This is a genomic window from Streptomyces sp. CA189 (assembly GCF_056428985.1).
The window spans coordinates 38,504-59,707 of the sequence record NZ_JBWJVM010000032.1 but is presented as its reverse complement, the minus strand read 5'-3'; the positions used below and the strand labels follow the sequence as shown (position 1 = coordinate 59,707).

The 21,204-nt window shown below is 68.0% G+C and carries 14 protein-coding genes; 11 read left to right on the top strand and 3 right to left on the bottom strand.

The window, feature by feature from the left end; genetic code table 11:
- Positions 1-394 precede the first annotated feature (394 nt).
- Together rpoB and AC061S_RS23345 are read left to right on the top strand one after the other, a co-directional pair.
- Entirely contained in the window at positions 395-3,877 is a 3,483-nt protein-coding gene (rpoB, locus tag AC061S_RS23350) for a DNA-directed RNA polymerase subunit beta (protein WP_478687875.1), read from the top strand.
- 97 nt (positions 3,878-3,974) lie between these two features.
- Entirely contained in the window at positions 3,975-7,874 is a 3,900-nt protein-coding gene (locus AC061S_RS23345) for a DNA-directed RNA polymerase subunit beta' (RefSeq protein WP_478687874.1), read from the top strand.
- A 144-nt stretch (positions 7,875-8,018) separates the two neighbouring features.
- Here the strand turns inward: AC061S_RS23345 and AC061S_RS23340 are convergent, their stop codons facing one another.
- Positions 8,019-10,487 carry a YfhO family protein gene (locus AC061S_RS23340; RefSeq protein ID WP_478687873.1) on the bottom strand — a complete coding sequence of 823 codons (2,469 nt, stop codon included), beginning with the start codon at positions 10,485-10,487 and terminating at the stop codon, positions 8,019-8,021.
- Positions 10,488-10,827: 340 nt separating this feature from the next.
- Here AC061S_RS23340 and AC061S_RS23335 point away from each other — a divergent pair, with 340 nt between their 5' ends.
- From AC061S_RS23335 to tuf, 6 genes are all read left to right on the top strand, one after another.
- Positions 10,828-11,034: an ankyrin repeat domain-containing protein gene (locus tag AC061S_RS23335; RefSeq protein WP_478687872.1), complete on the top strand. Its 207-nt coding sequence runs from the start codon at positions 10,828-10,830 to the stop codon at positions 11,032-11,034.
- Between the two features lie 5 nt (positions 11,035-11,039).
- Positions 11,040-11,447, top strand: coding sequence for an ankyrin repeat domain-containing protein (locus tag AC061S_RS23330; protein ID WP_478687871.1), 408 nt, complete (start codon positions 11,040-11,042; stop codon positions 11,445-11,447).
- A gap of 325 nt (positions 11,448-11,772) precedes the next feature.
- On the top strand, positions 11,773-12,144 hold the full coding sequence (rpsL, locus tag AC061S_RS23325; RefSeq protein WP_007265893.1) for a 30S ribosomal protein S12: 372 nt from the start codon (positions 11,773-11,775) through the stop codon (positions 12,142-12,144).
- Between the two features lie 3 nt (positions 12,145-12,147).
- On the top strand, positions 12,148-12,618 hold the full coding sequence (gene rpsG, locus AC061S_RS23320; RefSeq protein ID WP_267751584.1) for a 30S ribosomal protein S7: 471 nt from the start codon (positions 12,148-12,150) through the stop codon (positions 12,616-12,618).
- A 39-nt stretch (positions 12,619-12,657) separates the two neighbouring features.
- The gene (gene fusA, locus AC061S_RS23315; RefSeq protein WP_478687870.1) at positions 12,658-14,787 is read left to right on the top strand and encodes an elongation factor G; all 2,130 of its coding nucleotides are present in this window, start codon (positions 12,658-12,660) and stop codon (positions 14,785-14,787) included.
- A 148-nt stretch (positions 14,788-14,935) separates the two neighbouring features.
- Entirely contained in the window at positions 14,936-16,129 is a 1,194-nt protein-coding gene (tuf, locus tag AC061S_RS23310; RefSeq protein ID WP_478687869.1) for an elongation factor Tu, read from the top strand.
- Positions 16,130-16,338: 209 nt separating this feature from the next.
- On the opposite strand, the gene rfbC is transcribed toward tuf, so the two are convergent.
- Both rfbC and rfbA read right to left on the bottom strand, forming a co-directional pair.
- Positions 16,339-16,938 carry a dTDP-4-dehydrorhamnose 3,5-epimerase gene (gene rfbC, locus AC061S_RS23305; RefSeq protein ID WP_478687868.1) on the bottom strand — a complete coding sequence of 200 codons (600 nt, stop codon included), beginning with the start codon at positions 16,936-16,938 and terminating at the stop codon, positions 16,339-16,341.
- The gene (gene rfbA / locus AC061S_RS23300) at positions 16,935-17,810 is read right to left on the bottom strand and encodes a glucose-1-phosphate thymidylyltransferase RfbA (protein WP_478687867.1); all 876 of its coding nucleotides are present in this window, start codon (positions 17,808-17,810) and stop codon (positions 16,935-16,937) included. Before rfbA ends, rfbC begins: the two co-directional genes overlap by 4 nt.
- Positions 17,811-17,914: 104 nt before the next feature.
- Between rfbA and rfbB the strand changes: the two genes are divergently transcribed.
- The 3 genes from rfbB (at position 17,915) to AC061S_RS23285 (ending at position 21,152) form a co-directional block, all read left to right on the top strand.
- Positions 17,915-18,892: a dTDP-glucose 4,6-dehydratase gene (gene rfbB / locus AC061S_RS23295; protein ID WP_478687866.1), complete on the top strand. Its 978-nt coding sequence runs from the start codon at positions 17,915-17,917 to the stop codon at positions 18,890-18,892.
- Positions 18,893-18,954: 62 nt separating this feature from the next.
- Complete coding sequence (gene rfbD, locus AC061S_RS23290; protein ID WP_478687900.1) at positions 18,955-19,824, top strand: dTDP-4-dehydrorhamnose reductase; 870 nt, start codon at positions 18,955-18,957, stop codon at positions 19,822-19,824.
- On the top strand, positions 19,821-21,152 hold the full coding sequence (locus AC061S_RS23285) for a lipopolysaccharide biosynthesis protein (RefSeq protein ID WP_478687865.1): 1,332 nt from the start codon (positions 19,821-19,823) through the stop codon (positions 21,150-21,152). Before rfbD ends, AC061S_RS23285 begins: the two co-directional genes overlap by 4 nt.
- Positions 21,153-21,204: the final 52 nt, after the last annotated feature.

The following is a 21,204-nucleotide window of genomic DNA, read 5'->3' as shown; positions in this document are numbered from 1 at the left end:
CTCAGATCCGTCGTGAGATCGGCAGGCCCGATCCGGGATCCGAGGCATGGATCGGGTCCACATCGGGCATGGATCGACTACGAAGAGGGCAGTACTGTTACGCGCTCTGTATGCGGAGCCGAGCGGGACGCACGGTTGTTTAAACGACATGGGGAAGGCCTGTTGCCGGTTTCCGGAGACCTGGTCTGGACATCAGTGAGCCTAGTGGCTACACTGACCCTTTGCGCTGCCTGTTAGCTGCCCCCTGCCCGTCGCCAGGGGCATGCCCACGCATGAGCACACTTGATTGAACGGCCCTGAGCTGGTCCTTTGACCAGATGGGGGGCGCTTGTCTTCTGTGTCAGCTGGGACCGGTACGCGCGTAGTGAGTCCGAGCCCTCGGAAGGACCCCCTCTTGGCCGCCTCGCGCAACGCCTCGACCAATACGAACAACGGTGCCAGCACCGCCCCGCTGCGCATCTCCTTTGCAAAGATCAAGGAGCCCCTCGAGGTTCCGAACCTCCTGGCGCTGCAGACCGAGAGCTTTGACTGGCTGCTCGGCAACGCCGCCTGGAAGTCTCGCGTCGAGTCGGCGCTTGAGAGCGGACAGGACGTTCCCACCAAGTCCGGTCTGGAAGAGATCTTCGAGGAGATCTCGCCGATCGAGGACTTCTCCGGGTCGATGTCGCTGACGTTCCGCGACCACCGTTTCGAGCCGGCGAAGAACTCGGTCGACGAGTGCAAGGACCGCGACTTCACGTACGCGGCGCCGCTTTTCGTCACTGCCGAGTTCACGAACAACGAGACCGGAGAGATCAAGTCTCAGACGGTCTTCATGGGCGATTTCCCGCTCATGACCAACAAGGGCACCTTCGTCATCAACGGCACCGAGCGTGTCGTCGTGTCGCAGCTCGTCCGTTCCCCCGGTGTCTACTTCGACTCCTCCATCGACAAGACGTCCGACAAGGACATCTTCGCCGCCAAGATCATCCCTTCCCGGGGTGCCTGGCTCGAGATGGAGATCGACAAGCGCGACATGGTCGGTGTTCGCATCGACCGCAAGCGCAAGCAGTCCGTCACCGTTCTCCTGAAGGCTCTCGGCTGGACCACCGAGCAGATCATGGAGGAGTTCGGCCAGTACGAGTCCATGCGCGCCACCCTGGAGAAGGACCACACCCAGGGCCAGGACGACGCGCTGCTCGACATCTACCGCAAGCTGCGTCCGGGCGAACCGCCGACCCGCGAGGCCGCTCAGACGCTGCTCGAGAACCTCTACTTCAACCCGAAGCGCTACGACCTCGCGAAGGTCGGCCGCTACAAGGTGAACAAGAAGCTCGGCGCGGACGAGCCGCTGGACGCCGGCGTGCTCACCACCGACGACGTCATCGCGACCATCAAGTACCTGGTCAAGCTGCACGCCGGTGAGACCGAGACCGTCGGTGAGTCGGGTCGTTCGATCGTCGTCGAGACCGACGACATCGACCACTTCGGCAACCGTCGTCTGCGCAACGTCGGCGAGCTCATCCAGAACCAGGTCCGTACGGGTCTGGCTCGTATGGAGCGCGTCGTCCGCGAGCGGATGACGACCCAGGACGTCGAGGCGATCACGCCGCAGACCCTGATCAACATCCGGCCGGTCGTCGCCTCCATCAAGGAGTTCTTCGGCACCAGCCAGCTGTCGCAGTTCATGGACCAGAACAACCCGCTGTCGGGTCTCACCCACAAGCGCCGTCTGTCGGCGCTTGGCCCGGGTGGTCTGTCCCGTGAGCGGGCCGGCTTCGAGGTCCGAGACGTCCACCCGTCGCACTACGGCCGCATGTGCCCGATCGAGACCCCTGAAGGCCCGAACATCGGTCTGATCGGCTCGCTCGCGTCCTACGGCCGCGTCAACGCGTTCGGCTTCGTCGAGACCCCGTACCGCAAGGTCATCGAGGGTGTCGTCACCGACGAGGTCGACTACCTGACGGCCGACGAGGAAGACCGCTTCGTCATCGCCCAGGCCAACGCCGGCCTGTCCGACGACATGCGCTTCACCGAGAACCGCGTGCTGGTTCGTCGTCGTGGCGGCGAGATCGACTACATCGCCGGCGACGACGTCGACTACATGGACGTCTCCCCGCGCCAGATGGTGTCCGTCGCGACCGCGATGATCCCCTTCCTGGAGCACGACGACGCCAACCGTGCCCTCATGGGCGCGAACATGATGCGCCAGGCCGTTCCGCTCATCAAGGCGGAGGCGCCGCTCGTCGGCACCGGCATGGAGTACCGCTGTGCGGTCGACGCCGGTGACTCGATCCGTGCGGAGAAGGACGGTGTCGTCCAGGAGGTCTCGGCCGACTACATCACCGTCGCCAACGACGACGGCACGTACACCACGTACCGCGTCGCCAAGTTCTCCCGCTCGAACCAGGGCACCTCGGTCAACCAGAAGGTCATCGTCAACGAGGGTGACCGGATCATCGAGTCCCAGGTCCTCGCCGACGGTCCTGCGACCGAAGAGGGCGAAATGGCCCTCGGTAAGAACCTGCTCGTCGCGTTCATGCCCTGGGAAGGTCACAACTACGAGGACGCGATCATCCTGTCGCAGCGCCTCGTACAGGACGACGTCCTCTCCTCGATCCACATCGAGGAGCACGAGGTCGATGCCCGTGACACCAAGCTGGGCCCCGAGGAGATCACCCGGGACATCCCGAACGTCTCCGAGGAGGTCCTGGCGGACCTCGACGAGCGCGGCATCATCCGCATCGGTGCGGACGTAGTCGCCGGCGACATCCTGGTCGGCAAGGTCACGCCCAAGGGCGAGACCGAGCTGACCCCGGAAGAGCGCCTGCTCCGCGCGATCTTCGGTGAGAAGGCCCGCGAGGTGCGTGACACCTCGCTCAAGGTTCCTCACGGTGAGATCGGCAAGGTCATCGGTGTCCGCGTCTTCGACCGCGAGGAGGGCGACGAGCTTCCCCCGGGCGTGAACCAGCTGGTCCGCGTCTACGTCGCCCAGAAGCGCAAGATCACCGACGGTGACAAGCTCGCCGGCCGCCACGGCAACAAGGGTGTCATCTCCAAGATCCTTCCGATCGAGGACATGCCCTTCCTTGAGGACGGCACGCCGGTCGACATCATCCTGAACCCGCTGGGTGTCCCGTCCCGAATGAACCCGGGACAGGTCCTGGAGATCCACCTCGGCTGGCTCGCCAGCCGCGGCTGGGACGTCTCCGGTCTCGGCGAGGAGTGGGCCGAGCGACTGAAGGCCATCGGCGCCGACCGCGTCGAGCCCGGCACCAACGTCGCCACCCCGGTGTTCGACGGTGCCCGTGAGGACGAGATCTCCGGCCTGTTCGAGCACACCATCCCGAACCGCGACGGGGACCGTCTGGTCCTCCCGACCGGCAAGGCACACCTGTTCGACGGCCGCTCCGGCGAGCCGTTCCCGGAGCCGGTCTCGATCGGCTACATGTACATCCTGAAGCTCCACCACCTGGTCGATGACAAGCTCCACGCTCGGTCGACCGGTCCGTACTCGATGATCACGCAGCAGCCGCTGGGTGGTAAGGCGCAGTTCGGTGGCCAGCGCTTCGGTGAGATGGAGGTGTGGGCGCTCGAGGCTTATGGCGCCGCTTACGCCCTCCAGGAGCTGCTGACCATCAAGTCCGATGACGTGACCGGCCGCGTGAAGGTCTACGAGGCCATCGTCAAGGGCGAGAACATCCCCGAGCCGGGCATTCCCGAGTCCTTCAAGGTGCTCATCAAGGAAATGCAGTCGCTCTGCCTCAACGTGGAGGTGCTGTCCTCGGACGGCATGTCCATCGAGATGCGCGACACCGACGAGGACGTCTTCCGCGCGGCGGAGGAGCTCGGTATCGACCTGTCCCGGCGTGAGCCGAGCAGCGTCGAAGAGGTCTGACGGGCCTGACGGGGGGCTCGCTCAAGAGCCCCCCGTCATCCCCGGGACCGTTCAGACCATGATTGAGACTCGACCCCGAAAGAGGGATTGACGCACAGTGCTCGACGTCAACTTCTTCGACGAGCTGCGGATCGGCCTTGCCACCGCGGACGACATCCGAACCTGGTCCCACGGCGAGGTCAAGAAGCCGGAGACCATCAACTACCGCACCCTCAAGCCCGAGAAGGACGGACTCTTCTGCGAGAAGATCTTCGGTCCGACCCGGGACTGGGAGTGCTACTGCGGTAAGTACAAGCGTGTCCGCTTCAAGGGCATCATCTGTGAGCGTTGTGGCGTCGAAGTCACGCGCGCCAAGGTGCGTCGCGAGCGGATGGGCCACATCGAGCTTGCCGCTCCCGTCACCCACATCTGGTACTTCAAGGGCGTCCCGTCGCGCCTCGGATACCTGCTGGACCTCGCGCCGAAGGACCTCGAAAAGGTCATCTACTTCGCCGCGTACATGATCACGTTCGTGGACGACGAGCGCCGCACCCGCGACCTCCCGTCCCTGGAGGCGCACGTCTCCGTCGAGCGCCAGCAGATCGAGAACCGACGCGACTCGGACCTCGAAGGCCGTGCCAAGAAGCTCGAGACCGACCTGGCCGAGCTCGAGGCCGAGGGCGCCAAGGCCGACGTACGCCGCAAGGTGCGCGAAGGTGCCGAGCGCGAGATGAAGCAGCTCCGTGACCGCGCCCAGCGCGAGATCGACCGCCTCGACGAGGTGTGGGCCCGCTTCAAGAACCTCAAGGTCCAGGACCTCGAGGGCGACGAGCTGCTCTACCGCGAGCTGCGCGACCGCTTCGGTACGTACTTCGACGGCTGCATGGGCGCCGCGGCGCTCCAGAAGCGTCTGGAGTCCTTCGACCTCGACGAAGAGGCCGAGCGCCTCCGCGAGATCATCCGTACCGGCAAGGGCCAGAAGAAGACCCGTGCGCTCAAGCGCCTCAAGGTCGTCTCCGCGTTCCTGCAGACCAGCAACAAGCCCAAGGGCATGGTTCTGGACTGCGTGCCGGTGATCCCGCCGGACCTGCGTCCGATGGTGCAGCTGGACGGTGGCCGCTTCGCGACCTCCGACCTGAACGACCTGTACCGCCGCGTGATCAACCGCAACAACCGTCTGAAGCGCCTTCTCGACCTCGGTGCCCCCGAGATCATCGTGAACAACGAGAAGCGCATGCTTCAGGAGGCCGTCGACGCCCTCTTCGACAACGGTCGTCGTGGTCGCCCGGTCACCGGTCCCGGTAACCGCCCGCTGAAGTCCCTGAGCGACATGCTCAAGGGCAAGCAGGGTCGATTCCGTCAGAACCTCCTCGGCAAGCGCGTGGACTACTCCGCGCGTTCCGTGATCGTCGTCGGTCCGCAGCTGAAGCTGCACCAGTGTGGTCTGCCCAAGGCCATGGCGCTGGAGCTCTTCAAGCCGTTCGTGATGAAGCGCCTGGTCGACCTGAACCACGCGCAGAACATCAAGTCGGCGAAGCGCATGGTCGAGCGCGGCCGCACGGTCGTCTACGACGTGCTCGAAGAGGTCATCGCCGAGCACCCGGTTCTGCTGAACCGTGCGCCCACGCTGCACCGCCTCGGCATCCAGGCCTTCGAGCCCCAGCTGGTCGAAGGCAAGGCCATCCAGATCCACCCGCTCGTCTGCACCGCGTTCAACGCGGACTTCGACGGTGACCAGATGGCCGTGCACCTGCCGCTTTCGGCAGAGGCGCAGGCCGAGGCCCGCATCCTGATGCTGTCCTCGAACAACATCCTGAAGCCGGCAGACGGTCGTCCCGTCACCATGCCGACCCAGGACATGGTGCTGGGTCTGTTCTTCCTCACCACCGACGGCGAGCTCCGTGACGTCAAGGGCGAGGGCCGTGCGTTCGGCTCGACCGCCGAGGCGACCATGGCGTTCGACAACGGCGAGCTTGCTCTCCAGTCGGCCGTGGACATCCGCTTCCCGGTGGGCACCATCCCGCCGCGTGGCTGGGTGCACCCGGTCGCCGATGAAGGCGAGCAGGAGTTCCAGGCGGGCGACAGCTTCCGTCTGCGTACGACCCTGGGCCGCGCGCTCTTCAACGAGCTGCTGCCCGAGGACTACCCGTTCGTCGACTACTCGGTGGGCAAGAAGCAGCTCTCCGAGATCGTCAACGACCTGGCGGAGCGCTACCCCAAGGTGATCGTGGCGGCGACGCTCGACAACCTGAAGGCGGCCGGCTTCCACTGGGCGACCCGTTCGGGCGTCACCGTGGCCATCTCCGACGTCGTCGTGCCCGAGGCCAAGAAGGCCATCGTCAAGGGCTACGAGGAGCTGGACGAGAAGGTCCAGAAGCAGTACGAGCGCGGTCTGATCACCAAGGACGAGCGCACGCAGGAGCTCATCGCGATCTGGACCAAGGCGACCAACGAGGTTGCCGAGGCGATGAACGCGAACTTCCCCAAGACGAACCCCATCTTCATGATGGTTGACTCGGGTGCCCGAGGAAACATGATGCAGATGCGACAGATCGCCGGTATGCGTGGTCTGGTGTCGAACGCGAAGAACGAGACCATCCCGCGTCCGATCAAGGCGTCCTTCCGTGAGGGCCTCACCGTTCTGGAGTACTTCATCTCCACGCACGGTGCCCGTAAGGGTCTGGCGGACACCGCCCTGCGTACCGCCGACTCGGGTTACCTCACCCGTCGTCTGGTGGACGTCTCGCAGGACGTCATCATCCGCGAGGAGGACTGCGGCACCGAGCGCGGCCTGAAGCTGAAGATCGCCGTTCGCGGCGAGGACGGCGCGCTGCGCAAGGCCGACGACGTCGAGACCTCGATCTACGCCCGCATGCTGGCCGAAGACGTCGTCATCGACGGCAAGGTCATCGCGCCGGCCAACGTCGACCTCGGTGACGTGCTCATCGACGCCCTGGTCGCCAACGGCGTCGAGGAGGTCAAGACCCGCTCGGTCCTGACCTGTGAGTCCGCGGTCGGCACCTGTGCCTTCTGCTACGGACGCTCGCTCGCCACCGGCAAGCTGGTCGACATCGGTGAGGCGGTCGGCATCATCGCCGCCCAGTCCATCGGTGAGCCCGGTACCCAGCTGACGATGCGTACCTTCCACACCGGTGGTGTGGCCGGTGACGACATCACGCAGGGTCTGCCGCGTGTCGTCGAGCTCTTCGAGGCCCGTACCCCGAAGGGTGTCGCCCCGATCTCCGAGGCCGCCGGCCGCGTGCGGATCGAGGAGACCGAGAAGACGAAGAAGATCGTCATCACGCCCGACGACGGCAGCGAGGAGACGGCCTTCCCGATCTCCAAGCGCGCCAAGGTCATCGTCGGCGAGGGCGACCACGTCGAGGTCGGCCAGAAGCTGACCATGGGTGCCACCAATCCGCACGACGTGCTGCGCATCCTCGGCCAGCGTGCGGTCCAGGTCCACCTGGTCGGCGAAGTCCAGAAGGTCTACAACTCGCAGGGCGTGTCGATCCACGACAAGCACATCGAGATCATCATCCGGCAGATGCTGCGCCGCGTGACGATCATCGAGTCCGGCGACGCGGAGCTCCTGCCGGGCGAGCTCGTCGAGCGGTCGAAGTTCGAGACCGAGAACCGTCGTGTGGTCACCGAGGGCGGTCACCCCGCCTCCGGCCGTCCGCAGCTGATGGGTATCACCAAGGCCTCGCTCGCGACCGAGTCCTGGCTGTCGGCGGCGTCCTTCCAGGAGACGACCAGGGTTCTGACGGACGCGGCGATCAACGCCAAGTCCGACTCCCTGATCGGCCTCAAGGAGAACGTCATCATCGGTAAGCTCATCCCGGCCGGTACGGGCCTCGCCCGCTACCGCAACATCCGGGTCGAGCCGACCGAGGAAGCCAAGGCCGCGATGTACTCGGCCGTCGGCTACGACGACATCGACTACTCGCCCTTCGGCACCGGCTCCGGCCAGGCTGTCCCGCTGGAGGACTACGACTACGGCCCCTACAACGGCTGACGAAGTCAGTCGTCATAGGGCACAGCACGGCTGAGTCGCTGGACAGTAGGTAGTACGAAGAAGCCCCCCGCCGCTCCGAGAGGAGAGGCGGGGGGCTTCTTCATGCCGTGGATCGGGCACAGTGTGGACCGGGCCCGGCCGGGGTCAGGCCCCGGTGCGGCGGCGGCGAAGGCCGGCCACGGTGGCCGAGGTCAGGGCCAGGAGGGCGAGGGTGGCGCCGGCCAGGCCGGGGGTGAGGCCCTTGGGGGTGAAGGTGCAGGAGACCTTGTCCGTGCCCTGTGGGATGGCCAGGGAGACCAGGCCGTGGAAGCTCTTCACCGGGGCCGAGCACTGCCAGCCGGGGACGGCGGTCATCGCGAAGACGGCGGTGCCGGAGGTCCCTTTCGGGAGGGTGGCCTCGATGGTGTGGCCGCCCGCGGTGACCCGGGTGGCGCCCGTGACGGTGAGGCGGCCGACCGTCGTGGCGAGCGCGGCCCGGTCCAGGCAGCCGACGGGGTGCGCGCCGGCGGTGCCGCCCCGGGTACGGGTCCGCACGGTGACGTCGACCCGGCCGGAGGCGGGGACCTCGCCGAGGCGGACGACCCCGGCCATCCGGTCCTCCAGGGGCTTCTCGGTGCCTCCGAAGGAGAAGGTGCCGTACAGCTGGGGCGAGTACCAGAAGGCTTCGGAGCCGGGGGCGCACTCGGCGGTGTACCGCTGTTTCGCGGCGGTGCCGCCACGGGCGACGGGCGGGACCTCGTAGACGGTGGCGCCGAGGACCTGTTCCTGGTGGGCGTAGACGCTGGCCGGTGGGTTGGGGGAGGCGTACGGGGTGCTGCGGACGGTGACCAGGGGCGGGGTGGGGAAGGTGCGGGCCGTCCAGCTGTTCTTCTCGGGGCCCGGTTCGGCCCGGGCGCCGATGGAGAAGATCGCGTCCAGGACGGGGTTGTCGGCGCTGAAGAAGGTCCGGCCGTCGTTCTTGTAGCCGTAGCCGAGGGGTTCGAGGGCCTGGTACGTGGTCTCGGGCAGGTAGCTGCTGTAGTACTGCGGGCCTTCCGCGTGGAGGGCGAGGGCGTCGTTGTACGAGGTCTGCGGGGTGCCCGAGTCGGTGCGGTACGCGGGCCAGCCTTCGACCGAGCGGACGGCGTCGAAGTGGTTCGTGATCGACCGGCCGGAGGTGGCGATCGGCTTCGCCCAGCGTTCGCGGGCGCGGCGCTCGTCCGCGTTGACCGCGGCGGCGGTGGATTCGGCGAAGACGACGCCGATCATGAGGAGCGCGGCCACGGGGACCAGTACCCGGTGCTTCTCGCCCAGTGCCAGCAGGACGAGGGCGAGGAGGGACACCGCGCCGCCGCCCAGGACGGCCGGCCAGGTGGCGCCGCCGAAGTCGTCCGTCTGGCGCAGCACGAAGGCGGCGCCGACCAGCAGGGCGGCGGCCAGCGCCAGGTGCGGCGGGCGCGGCCGGTTGGCCAGGGAGAGCCAGGCGATGACCACCAGCATGCCGCTGAAGACGAAGGTCTCGCGGTACGGGTTGCCGTTCGGCACCGCCAGCCCGTGCCACACGTACTGGGTGGGCGGGAACTGGAAGGAGAGGACGACGAGCAGGGCCGCCGCCGCCCACACCAGGCGGGTCCTGCGCGCGACGGCCGAGTTGAGGAGGAAGGACCCGGCGAGGATCAGGCCGAGCGAGGCCACGTACAGCCGGGGCCGGCCGCCCCACAGGTGGGTGCCGGGGAGCATGCCCGTCAGGAAGACCTCGATCCGGACGGGGTCGAAGGCGGCCGCCTCGGTGGGCTGGGCGGCCCCGCTGGAGAGGAACGCCGGCAGGAGGAGGGGCAGCGTGAGCAGGATGCCCGTCGCGGCGGCCGTCCCGGCCCGCCACACGGCGCGCAGCCGCTGGGCTCCGGTGAGGTCGAGGACGGCCAGGCGGACGGCGAGCAGCACGCAGGCGGCCATCGTCGCCATCATCGCGGTGTAGAAGTTCCCGAACCAGGCGAGTGCGACCAGCAGTGCCACGCCCGGCCAGCGGTGTCCCTCCAGGCACCACTCGACGGCGATGCCCAGGAGCGGGAGCGCGACCAGGCCCCACATCCACATCGGGATGTACGAGGCGTCGCTGAGCGCCCAGCCGCACAGCCCGTACACGGCGCCGAGCACGCCCCGCTGCCACCACGGGCCGGGGTGGATCTTGCCGAGGTAGACGGCCATCAGGGCGGCGGCGGTGCCCATGGTGAGCGGGGTGATCACGAAGACGGCGAGGTCCACGTGTGCGCGGGGGACGAGGACGGCCAGCCAGGAGAAGGGGTTGCCGAGGTAGGTGTGGTAATCGGACAGGAACTGCTGTCCGAAGCCGCCGCGCCAGCTGAAGAGGAGGTCGCCGGCGGCCTGGCCGTGGACCAGGTCCCACAGGGCGCGGTGGAACGGGACGTACTGGTTGGCCTGGTCGTTGACGGCCCGGCCGGTGGGGCCTAAGGGGAAGGTGCCCCGGGCGGCCCAGGATGCGCAGAAGGCGCCCGAGGCGATGAGGAACGCGAGGAGCGGGCCGTGGAAGCGGGTGGCGCGGCGCGGGGCGGGCCGGTCCTGATCCGGGGGTGGACTGCTCTGCGTCGCGGGCTCGACGGCCAAGGTCCCCAAGGGTGTGCTCCCTGCTGGTCGACTGTCCGACTGGTGGTGGTACGTCTGATCCGGCGACCATGGTGTCGCGCGGCGGCTCCGCTCCGGGGCGGAGGACGGTGGGGCGGGGCGGGGGATGCCGCACGCCCGGACCTGGGCGGGCGGTGGGGCGGCTGTCGGCGGGGCGGTCCGGACGGGTGTGCGCAGGGTGCGCTCCCCGGCTCCGGACACGGGGGTTCCCCCGTTCGGTGGAGCGCGGGGGCCGCGGTTGCCGGCCGGGGCGTGGTTCCGCGTCGTGCGGGCCCGGCCGGCCGGGAAATCTCTGTGGCGGGGCGGTCGGGCCGCCGGGGATCATGCGCCCATGGACATACCGAACCGGCTGGCCAGGGCCGCGGAAGACGGCGACGCGCACACAGTGGCCCTCGCGGAGGGGGCCGAGGCTGACGCCCCGAACGCGCACCGGCGCACCCCGCTGGACCTGGCGGTGTGCGCGGGGCAGCTGGAGACCGTCCGGCTGCTGCTCGCCGCGGGGGCGGACCGGGGCGGGCCGCCGAGTACGGCGAGCTGACGCCCATGCTCCTGGCGGCGATGCGCCCCGACCTGGAGGTGGTCAGGGCCCTGCTCGACGCCGGAGCTCCCGTGGGCCCCCAGGGCAGGATGGAGCTGGTCCCGCTGCCGGTGGCGGCCACCAGCGGGGACGAGGGCTACCCGCACATCGTGGCGCTGTTCCTCGACCGCGGCCAGGACATCGACGTGGTGATGAAGGACCACACGGCTCTGGAACTCGCGGTCGACCAGGGGAGGCCGCGGATGGCGCGCTGGCTGCTCGGCCGCGGCGCGAAGCCGACGGAGCACGCCCTGAGCGTGGCCTACCGCCGCGCACGGAGCTCGCCCGAGGAGGAGGAGCTGTACAAGCCGCTCTTCCTGGCTCTGTATGCCGCGCGGCCCGGGGAGGAGGGCAAGGAAGGGGCCGGCGCGTAGCACATGTGCACCACGTCCGCACGTCGCAGGGCCCGCATCCGGGCTTCGGCCTTGTGGCGACTGGCCAAAGGGCCCTTCGGGCTTCCTGGCCCGGGGCTTTTGTTTTGACCGGAGTGGATGCGGTGGGTACGCTCAGACCTTGTGCCTGGGGTGTGCCTGGGCTCCTGTGCGTGTCCATCAACCGCACTTGAGCCGTATCAGCCACCGCGATTCATGCGTTTCCACGCTTGCGTGGAGGTCCGCCGGATCCGACACACCCGACCGCGTGGGTCGGCAAATGTTCCAGGTTAGCTTCACTACACGGCACACAGAAACCGGAGAAGTAGTGCCTACGATCCAGCAGCTGGTCCGTAAGGGCCGGCAGGACAAGGTCGAGAAGACAAAGACCCCCGCGCTTGAGGCTTCGCCCCAGCGTCGCGGCGTCTGCACGCGAGTGTTCACGACCACCCCGAAGAAGCCGAACTCGGCGCTGCGTAAGGTCGCGCGCGTGCGTCTGACCTCTGGCATCGAGGTCACCGCTTACATTCCGGGTGAGGGACACAACCTGCAGGAGCACTCCATCGTGCTCGTGCGTGGTGGCCGTGTGAAGGACCTGCCGGGTGTTCGTTACAAGATCATCCGCGGTGCGCTTGACACCCAGGCTGTCAAGAACCGCAAGCAGGCCCGCAGCCGCTACGGCGCCAAGAAGGAGAAGTAAAAAATGCCTCGTAAGGGCCCCGCCCCGAAGCGCCCGGTCATCATCGACCCGGTCTATGCATCTCCTCTGGTGACGTCGCTCATCAACAAGATCCTCATGAACGGCAAGCGCTCCACCGCCGAGCGCATCGTTTACGGCGCCATGGAAGGCCTCCGCGAGAAGACCGGCAACGACCCGGTCATCACGCTGAAGCGCGCGCTGGAGAACGTCAAGCCGTCGCTCGAGGTCAAGTCCCGCCGTGTCGGTGGCGCCACCTACCAGGTGCCGATCGAGGTCAAGCCGGGCCGTCAGTCGACCCTCGCGCTGCGCTGGCTCGTGGGTTACTCCCGCGCCCGCCGCGAGAAGACGATGACCGAGCGCCTCATGAACGAGCTGCTCGACGCCTCGAACGGTCTTGGCGCTGCCGTCAAGAAGCGTGAGGACACGCACAAGATGGCCGAGTCCAACAAGGCCTTCGCGCACTACCGCTGGTAGTCCCAACCCACATCGAGACCGAGAGAAGACTGAGCCGATATGGCTACCACTTCGCTTGACCTGGCCAAGGTGCGCAACATCGGCATCATGGCTCACATCGACGCGGGCAAGACGACCACCACCGAGCGCATCCTGTTCTACACCGGTGTGTCTTACAAGATCGGTGAAGTCCACGACGGCGCTGCCACGATGGACTGGATGGAGCAGGAGCAGGAGCGCGGCATCACGATCACGTCCGCCGCGACGACCTGCCACTGGCCGCTCGAGGACGTCGACCACACCATCAACATCATCGACACCCCGGGTCACGTTGACTTCACGGTCGAGGTGGAGCGTTCGCTCCGCGTCCTCGATGGTGCCGTCACCGTGTTCGACGGTGTCGCCGGTGTGGAGCCGCAGTCCGAGACCGTTTGGCGTCAGGCGGACCGCTACGGCGTCCCGCGCATCTGCTTCGTCAACAAGCTGGACCGCACCGGCGCCGAGTTCCACCGCTGCGTCGACATGATCAAGGACCGCCTCGGTGCGGTTCCGATCGTGATGCAGCTCCCCATCGGTGCCGAGATGGACTTCCAGGGCGTTGTCGACCTGGTCACCATGAAGGCGTTCGTCTGGTCCGCCGAGGCGACCAAGGGCGAGATGTACGACATCGTCGACATCCCGGACACCCACAAGGAAGCCGCTGAAGAGTGGCACGCCAAGCTGGTCGAGACGGTCGCCGAGAACGACGACCAGATCATGGAGCTGTTCCTGGAGGGCGTCGAGCCCACCGTCGAGCAGCTGCACGCCGCTGTGCGTCGCATCATCATCGGCTCCAAGGGTGACAAGGGTGCCACCGTCACCGCGGTGTTCTGTGGCACGGCGTTCAAGAACAAGGGCGTTCAGCCCCTGCTCGACGCCGTCGTCCGCTACCTCCCGTCGCCCCTGGACATCGAGGCCATCGAAGGCCACGACGTCCGGGACGCCGAGGTCGTCGTGAAGCGCAAGCCTTCGGACGAGGAGCCCCTCTCGGCGCTCGCGTTCAAGATCATGCGTGACCCGCACCTCGGCAAGCTCACCTTCGTCCGGGTTTACTCGGGCCGCCTGGAGGCCGGCACTGCGGTGCTGAACTCCGTCAAGGGCAAGAAGGAGCGCATCGGCAAGATCTACCGCATGCACGCGAACAAGCGTGAAGAGATCGAAGCGGTGGGCGCCGGTGACATCGTCGCCGTCATGGGCCTGAAGCAGACCACCACCGGTGAGACGCTGTGTGACGACAAGAACCCGGTCATCCTGGAGTCCATGGACTTCCCGGCCCCGGTCATTCAGGTCGCCATCGAGCCCAAGTCCAAGGGTGACCAGGAGAAGCTGGGTGTCGCCATCCAGTCTCTCGCGGAGGAGGACCCCTCCTTCCACGTTCACTCGGACGAAGAGACCGGCCAGACCATCCTCGGTGGTATGGGCGAGCTGCACCTCGAGGTGCTGGTCGACCGTATGAAGCGCGAGTTCAAGGTCGAGGCCAACGTCGGCAAGCCGCAGGTCGCTTACCGCGAGACGATCCGCCAGACGGTGGCGCGTCACGACTACACCCACAAGAAGCAGACCGGTGGTACCGGTCAGTTCGCCAAGGTGCAGATCGCGATCGAGCCGATCCTCGAGGCCGACGGTCCGGCGTACGAGTTCGTGAACAAGGTCACCGGTGGCCGCATCCCGAGGGAGTACATCCCCTCGGTCGACGCGGGTGCGCAGGAAGCCATGAAGTTCGGCATCCTCGCCGGCTACGAGATGACCGGCGTCCGCGTCATTCTTCTCGACGGTGGCTACCACGAGGTCGACTCCTCCGAGCTCGCCTTCAAGATCGCCGGTTCGCAGGCCTTCAAGGAGGCCGCACGCAAGGCTTCTCCCGTGCTCCTCGAGCCGATGATGGCCGTCGAGGTCACCACGCCGGAGGAGTCCATGGGTGACGTCATCGGTGACATCAACTCCCGCCGTGGCCAGATCCAGGCCATGGAGGAGCGTCACGGCGCTCGCCTCGTGAAGGGCCTCGTGCCCCTCTCGGAGATGTTCGGCTACGTCGGAGACCTCCGCAGCAAGACCTCGGGTCGCGCCAGCTACTCGATGCAGTTCGACTCCTACGCCGAGGTTCCCCGGAACGTCGCCGAGGAGATCATCGCGAAGGCCAAGGGCGAGTAACTCTTCCGAGTACACGCTTTAGGCTTGTCACCGGAGCCTCAGGGGCAACAGGAGTAACCCTCCCGTTGCCCCGGGGTACCGGCTATCCAGCAAAGATCACCTGGCGCCGATCTGTAAGGCGTACAGAACCACTCTCCAGGAGGACCCCGTGGCGAAGGCGAAGTTCGAGCGGACTAAGCCGCACGTCAACATCGGCACCATCGGTCACATTGACCACGGTAAGACGACCCTTACGGCCGCCATTACCAAGGTGCTGCATGACGCGTACCCGGACCTGAACGAGGCCTCGGCCTTCGACCAGATCGACAAGGCTCCCGAAGAGCGCCAGCGCGGTATCACCATCTCCATCGCGCACGTCGAGTACCAGACCGAGGCGCGTCACTACGCCCACGTCGACTGCCCGGGTCACGCGGACTACATCAAGAACATGATCACCGGTGCCGCGCAGATGGACGGCGCGATCCTCGTGGTCGCCGCCACCGACGGCCCGATGCCGCAGACCAAGGAGCACGTGCTCCTGGCCCGCCAGGTCGGCGTTCCGTACATCGTCGTCGCCCTGAACAAGGCCGACATGGTGGACGACGAGGAGATCATGGAGCTCGTCGAGCTCGAGGTTCGTGAGCTCCTCTCCGACTACGACTTCCCGGGCGACGACCTTCCGGTCGTCCGCGTCTCCGCGCTGAAGGCGCTCGAGGGCGACAAGGAGTGGGGCGAGAAGCTTCTCGGCCTCATGGCTGCCGTCGACGAGGCGATCCCGACCCCGCCGCGTGACACCGAGCTGCCGTTCCTCATGCCCGTCGAGGACGTCTTCACGATCACCGGTCGCGGTACCGTCGTCACCGGCCGTATCGAGCGTGGTGTCCTGAAGGTCAACGAGACCGTCGACATCATCGGTATCAAGGAGACCAAGACCACCACCACGGTCACCGGTATCGAGATGTTCCGCAAGCTGCTCGACGAGGGCCGGGCGGGCGAGAACGTCGGTCTGCTCCTCCGTGGCATCAAGCGCGAGGACGTCGAGCGCGGCCAGGTCATCATCAAGCCCGGTTCGGTCACGCCGCACACCGAGTTCGAGGCCGCCGCGTACATCCTGTCGAAGGACGAGGGTGGCCGTCACACCCCCTTCTTCAACAACTACCGTCCCCAGTTCTACTTCCGTACCACGGACGTCACGGGTGTCGTCACCCTGCCGGCCGGCACGGAGATGGTCATGCCGGGCGACAACACCGACATGACGGTCACGCTGATCCAGCCGGTCGCCATGGAGGAAGGCCTCAAGTTCGCCATCCGTGAGGGTGGTCGTACCGTGGGCGCCGGCCAGGTCACCAAGATCACGAAGTAATTCGTGTTCTGACCTGGTAGCCCGTGCGAGCGGGCACCATGTTTGGCAGGAGGGCCCCTTCCCCGTCGTTCACGCGACGGGGAAGGGGCCCTTCGTCGTACGGGCCCGTGTGCCGGTGCCGTGTGCCGGTGCCGCGGGCGGGTACGCGGAAGAGGGCCGCACCCCCGGGGGGTGCGGCCCTCTTCCTCATGTCGCTCCGCGCACGGCGGTCACTTCACCCGCAGGGACTCCGTGAACTCGATGCAGGCGGCGTAGTCCGGCAGGAGGCCGGACGCGACGGCGTCGGCCAGCGAGGGGGCCGCGTCGTCGCGGGCCGACAGAAGCGGGACGTCGGCCGGCCAGTCGATGCCCAGGTCGGGGTCGAGCGGGTGGACCGAGTGCTCACCCGTCGGGTTGTACGTCTCCGAGCAGAGGTAGGACAGGGTGGCGTCGTCCGTCAGCGCGCAGAAGCCGTGGCCCATGCCCTCGGGGAGGTAGACGGCGCGGCGGTCGACGTCGTCCAGCCGGACGCCCTCCCAGCGGCCGAAGGTCGGGGAGCCGACCCGGATGTCCACGACGATGTCGAGCACGGCGCCGCGCACGCAGGTGACGTACTTGGCCTGGCCGCGCGGGACGTCGGCGAAGTGGATGCCGCGCACCACACCGCGCTGGGAGACCGAGAGGTTGGCCTGCGCCAGGTTCAGCGGGTGCCCGACGACCTCGGTGAGGTGGTCGAAGCGGTACCACTCCATGAACATGCCGCGCGGGTCACCGTGCTGCTGAGGGGTTACCTCGAACACGCCCTCGATGGAGAGTTCGCGGAACTTCATCGCGCGGCCTCCTCTTCCAGCAGACCGATCAGGTAGTCGCCGTAACCGCTCTTGACGAGCGGCTCGGCCAGCGCGCGCAGCTGCGCGGAGTCGATGAGACCCGCCCGCCAGGCGGCTTCCTCGATGCAGCCGATCTTGAAGCCCTGGCGCTCCTCGATCACGCGCACGAACTCCGAGGCCTGCACCATCGAGACGAAGGTGCCGGTGTCCAGCCAGGCGGTACCGCGGTCGAGGATGGTGACATTCAGCTCACCGGCCTGGAGGTACGCGTCGTTGACGGCCGTGATCTCCAGCTCCCCGCGGGCGCTGGGCTTCAGGCCGCGGGCGATCTCCACGACCTGGTTGTCGTAGAAGTACAGGCCGGGCACGGCGTAACGGGACTTGGGGTGGGTCGGCTTCTCCTCGATGGAGATGGCCTGGCCGTTCCCGTCGAACTCGACCACGCCGTACGCCGTCGGGTCCGCCACCGGGTACGCGAAGACCCGGCCGCCCTTGGCGTCGGTGTGCTGCGCCAGGCGGGTGCCGAGGCCGCTGCCGTGGAAGATGTTGTCGCCGAGGATCAGGGCGACGGAGTCGTCGCCGATGAAGTCGGCGCCGAGCACGAAGGCCTGGGCGATGCCCTCGGGGCGCTCCTGGACGGCGTACTCCAGCCGGATGCCGAACTGCGAGCCGTCGCCGAGCAGGCGCTCGAACTGGTCGCGGTCGTCCGGGGTGGTGATGACGAGGATCTCGCTGATCCCGGCCATGACCAGCGTCGAGAGCGGGTAGTAGATCATCGGCTTGTCGAAGACGGGCAGCAGCTGCTTCGACACTGCCCGCGTCAGCGGCCAGAGTCGGGATCCGGTGCCGCCGGCCAAGAGAATTCCACGCATGGGCACAACCCTATGCGAGACCGGTGGAGGCGCGCCGTCCGGGCCCGGCGGGAAGCGGGCGGACGGCCTTGGTGGAGTAGGCGAGCGGCTAGACTGTTTGTATTATGCGCATCCTTGTGACCGGCGGCGCCGGCTTCATCGGTTCAGAATTCGTCCGCCAGCAGCTCGGTTCGGACCCCACGGCCCAGATCACCGTCTTCGACAAGCTGACGTATTCCGGCGTCGAAGCCAACCTCGCCCCGGTCGCCGGCCACGCCGGCTACTCCTTCGTCAAGGGCGACATCTGCGACGCGGAGGCCGTCGACCAGGTGATGCCCGGCCACGACGTCGTCGTGCACTTCGCGGCCGAGTCCCACGTGGACCGCTCGATCGCCGGCGCGGGCCCCTTCGTGATGACCAACGTGGTGGGTACCCAGGTCCTCCTGGACGCCGCCCGCAAGCACGGCGTCGGCCGCTTCGTCCACATCTCCACCGACGAGGTCTACGGCTCGATCAGCGAGGGCTCCTGGACTGAGGAGTGGCCGCTGGTGCCCAACTCCCCGTACTCCGCCTCCAAGGCCTCCTCCGACCTGCTCGCGCTGGCCTACGCCCGCACGCACGGCATGGACGTCGTGGTCACGCGCTGCTCCAACAACTACGGGCACTACCAGTTCCCGGAGAAGGTCATCCCGCTGTTCGTCTCGAACCTGATGGACGGCAAGAAGGTCCCGCTGTACGGCAACGGCGGCAACGTGCGCGACTGGCTGCACGTCTCCGACCACTGCCGCGGCATCGACCTGGCCATGCGCAAGGGCCGCGGCGGCGAGGTCTACAACATCGGCGGCGGCGTCGAGCTCACCAACAAGGAGCTCACCGGCGTCCTGCTGGAGGCCGCCGGCCTGGGCTGGGAGATGGTCGAGCGCGTCGAGGACCGCAAGGGCCACGACCTGCGCTACTCCATCGACATCAGCAAGATCGGCTCGGAGCTCGGCTACGCCCCGCAGGTCACCTTCGAGGAGGGCATCGCGTCCACCATCGACTGGTACCGCGAGAACCGCGCCTGGTGGGAGCCCCTGAAGGCCAAGGCAGCGCTGCAGAAGTGACCGCCGCGGAAGCAACCGACAGCACCGCCGGCGCCCGCTGGCTCGTCACCGGCGCCGCCGGCATGCTCGGCCAGGACGTCCTGGCCGTCCTCAAGGACGCCGGCATCGAGGCCGCCGGCCTGCGCCGCGCCGACCTCGACATCACCGACCCGGCCGCCGTCCGGGCCGCCGTCGAAGGCGCGGCCGTGGTCGTGAACTGCGCGGCCTGGACCGACGTCGACGGTGCCGAGACCTCCGAAGAGGCCGCCACCGCCGTCAACGGCACCGGCGTGCGCGTCCTGGCCGAGGCCTGCGCCGCGGCCGGCGCCCGCCTGCTGCACGTGTCCACCGACTACGTGCTGCCCGGCGACGCCGAGCAGCCGTACGCCGAGGACTCCGCGACCGGCCCGGTCAACGCGTACGGCCGCTCCAAGCTGGTCGGCGAGCAGGCCGTGGCCGAACTGCTGCCGCAGCACGGCTACGTGGTCCGCACCGCCTGGCTGTACGGCGAGCACGGCCCGAACTTCGTCGCCACCATGCTCAAGCTGGCCGCCCAGCGGGACACCCTCGACGTGGTCGACGACCAGCACGGCCAGCCCACCTGGTCCTACGCGCTGGCCCGCCGCCTCGTCGAGCTCGGGCAGGCCGCCCTCGCGGGCCGCGCCCCCGGCGGGGTCTACCACGGCACCGCGAGCGGCCGGACCACCTGGTTCGGGCTGGCCCGCGAGACCTACCGGCTGAGCGGACTGGACCCCGAGCGGATCCGGCCCACCGACTCCTCCGCGTTCGTACGCCCCGCCGTCCGCCCGGCGTTCAGCGTGCTCGCGCACGACCGCTGGGCCGAGGCCGGCCTGTCCCCGCTCGCCGACTGGAGCGAGCAGCTGGCAGCGGCGCTGGCCCTGCCCGCCTTCGCGGCGCCAGAGGGCGCGGACAGGAACGGCCACGCGGGATGAGTCCCCTGCTGAGCAAGATCAGCGCGGCCCTGCCGCCGGGCACCGTCGCGGTGGCCGGCGGCACCGTCGTGCTCGGGGCGGCCTCGTACGTCCACCTCGGCGTGGCCGGCCACAGCCTGTCCACGGAAGCCATGGCGAACGTCTCGGTGCTGTGGACGATCGTGATGGCGCTCGGGCTCGGCCTCTTCTTCCCCATCGAGCAGGAGCTCACCCGGATCGTCGCCGCCCGCGCGGTCGACGGCCACGGAGCGGCCCCCGTCCTGCGCCGGGCCACCCTGCTCACCGCGGCGATCCTCGGCGCGACCCTGCTCGTGCTCGCGGCCGCCGCGGGCCCCATCGCGGACCTGCTCTTCCACGGGGACCGCTCCCTGGTGGCGGCCCTCGGCGGCGCCTTCACCGGCATGGCCGTCTGCTACCTCACCCGCGGGGTGCTGGCCGGCCTCGGCCGGTTCGGCGCGTACGGCACCCAGCTCGCCGTCGACGGCGGGCTGCGGATCGTGCTCGCCTTCGGCTGCGCCGTGGCCGTACCGGACTCCGCGCTCGCCTTCAGCCTCGTACTGGCGCTGGCGCCGGTCATCGCAGCCCTGGTCACGCTGCCCGCGCTGCTGCGCGTCGTCGAACCCGGCGAGGAGATCGCCTGGCGCGAACTGACCTCCGGGCTGGGCCTGCTGATCTGCTCGACCCTGCTGTCCCAGGTCGTGGTCAACGCCTCCGTGATGAGCACCAAGCTGCTCGCGCCCACGGACAGCGTGCTGATCGCGGCCCTGCTGAACGCCCTGGTCCTGGCCCGGGTACCGCTCTTCGTCTTCGGATCGCTGCAGGCCTCGCTGCTCAACGGCCTCAGCGCCGCCTTCCAGGCCGGCGACCGGGCCGCCTTCTCGGCGATGCTGCGCCGGATCGGCATGGTCGTCGGAGCGCTCGGCCTGCTCGGCGGCGTCCCCGCCACGGTGCTGGGCCCCTGGCTGATCGGCGTCCTCTTCGGAGCCGAGCCCGCCCTGGGCTGCTTCGACTTCTTCCTGTTGTCCGCGGGCACCGTGGCGTACATGTTCGCGATGGTGCTCGGTCAGGCGCTGATGGTATTCAAGCGGCACAACCTGCAGCTGCTCTGCTGGGCCATCGGTACCGCCGTGCTCGTGGGCGTTACCTTCGCCCCCGGTGACGTGGCTCTCCGTGTGATCCTGGCCTATGCCCTCGGCTCCGTCGCCACCGTCCTCGCTATGCTGGCGGCGCTGAGACTGAAGTTCCCGGAAGCCGTTCCGGGAGCGGGCGACGGCCCCGGGCATACGGACGTCGCGAGCCCGCTGGGCGCCGGCGCAGCCGGGAAGTGACCGTGCCCGCCTCCGAAGTCCCACAGATCCCCGAGCACTCGCATGTGCCACA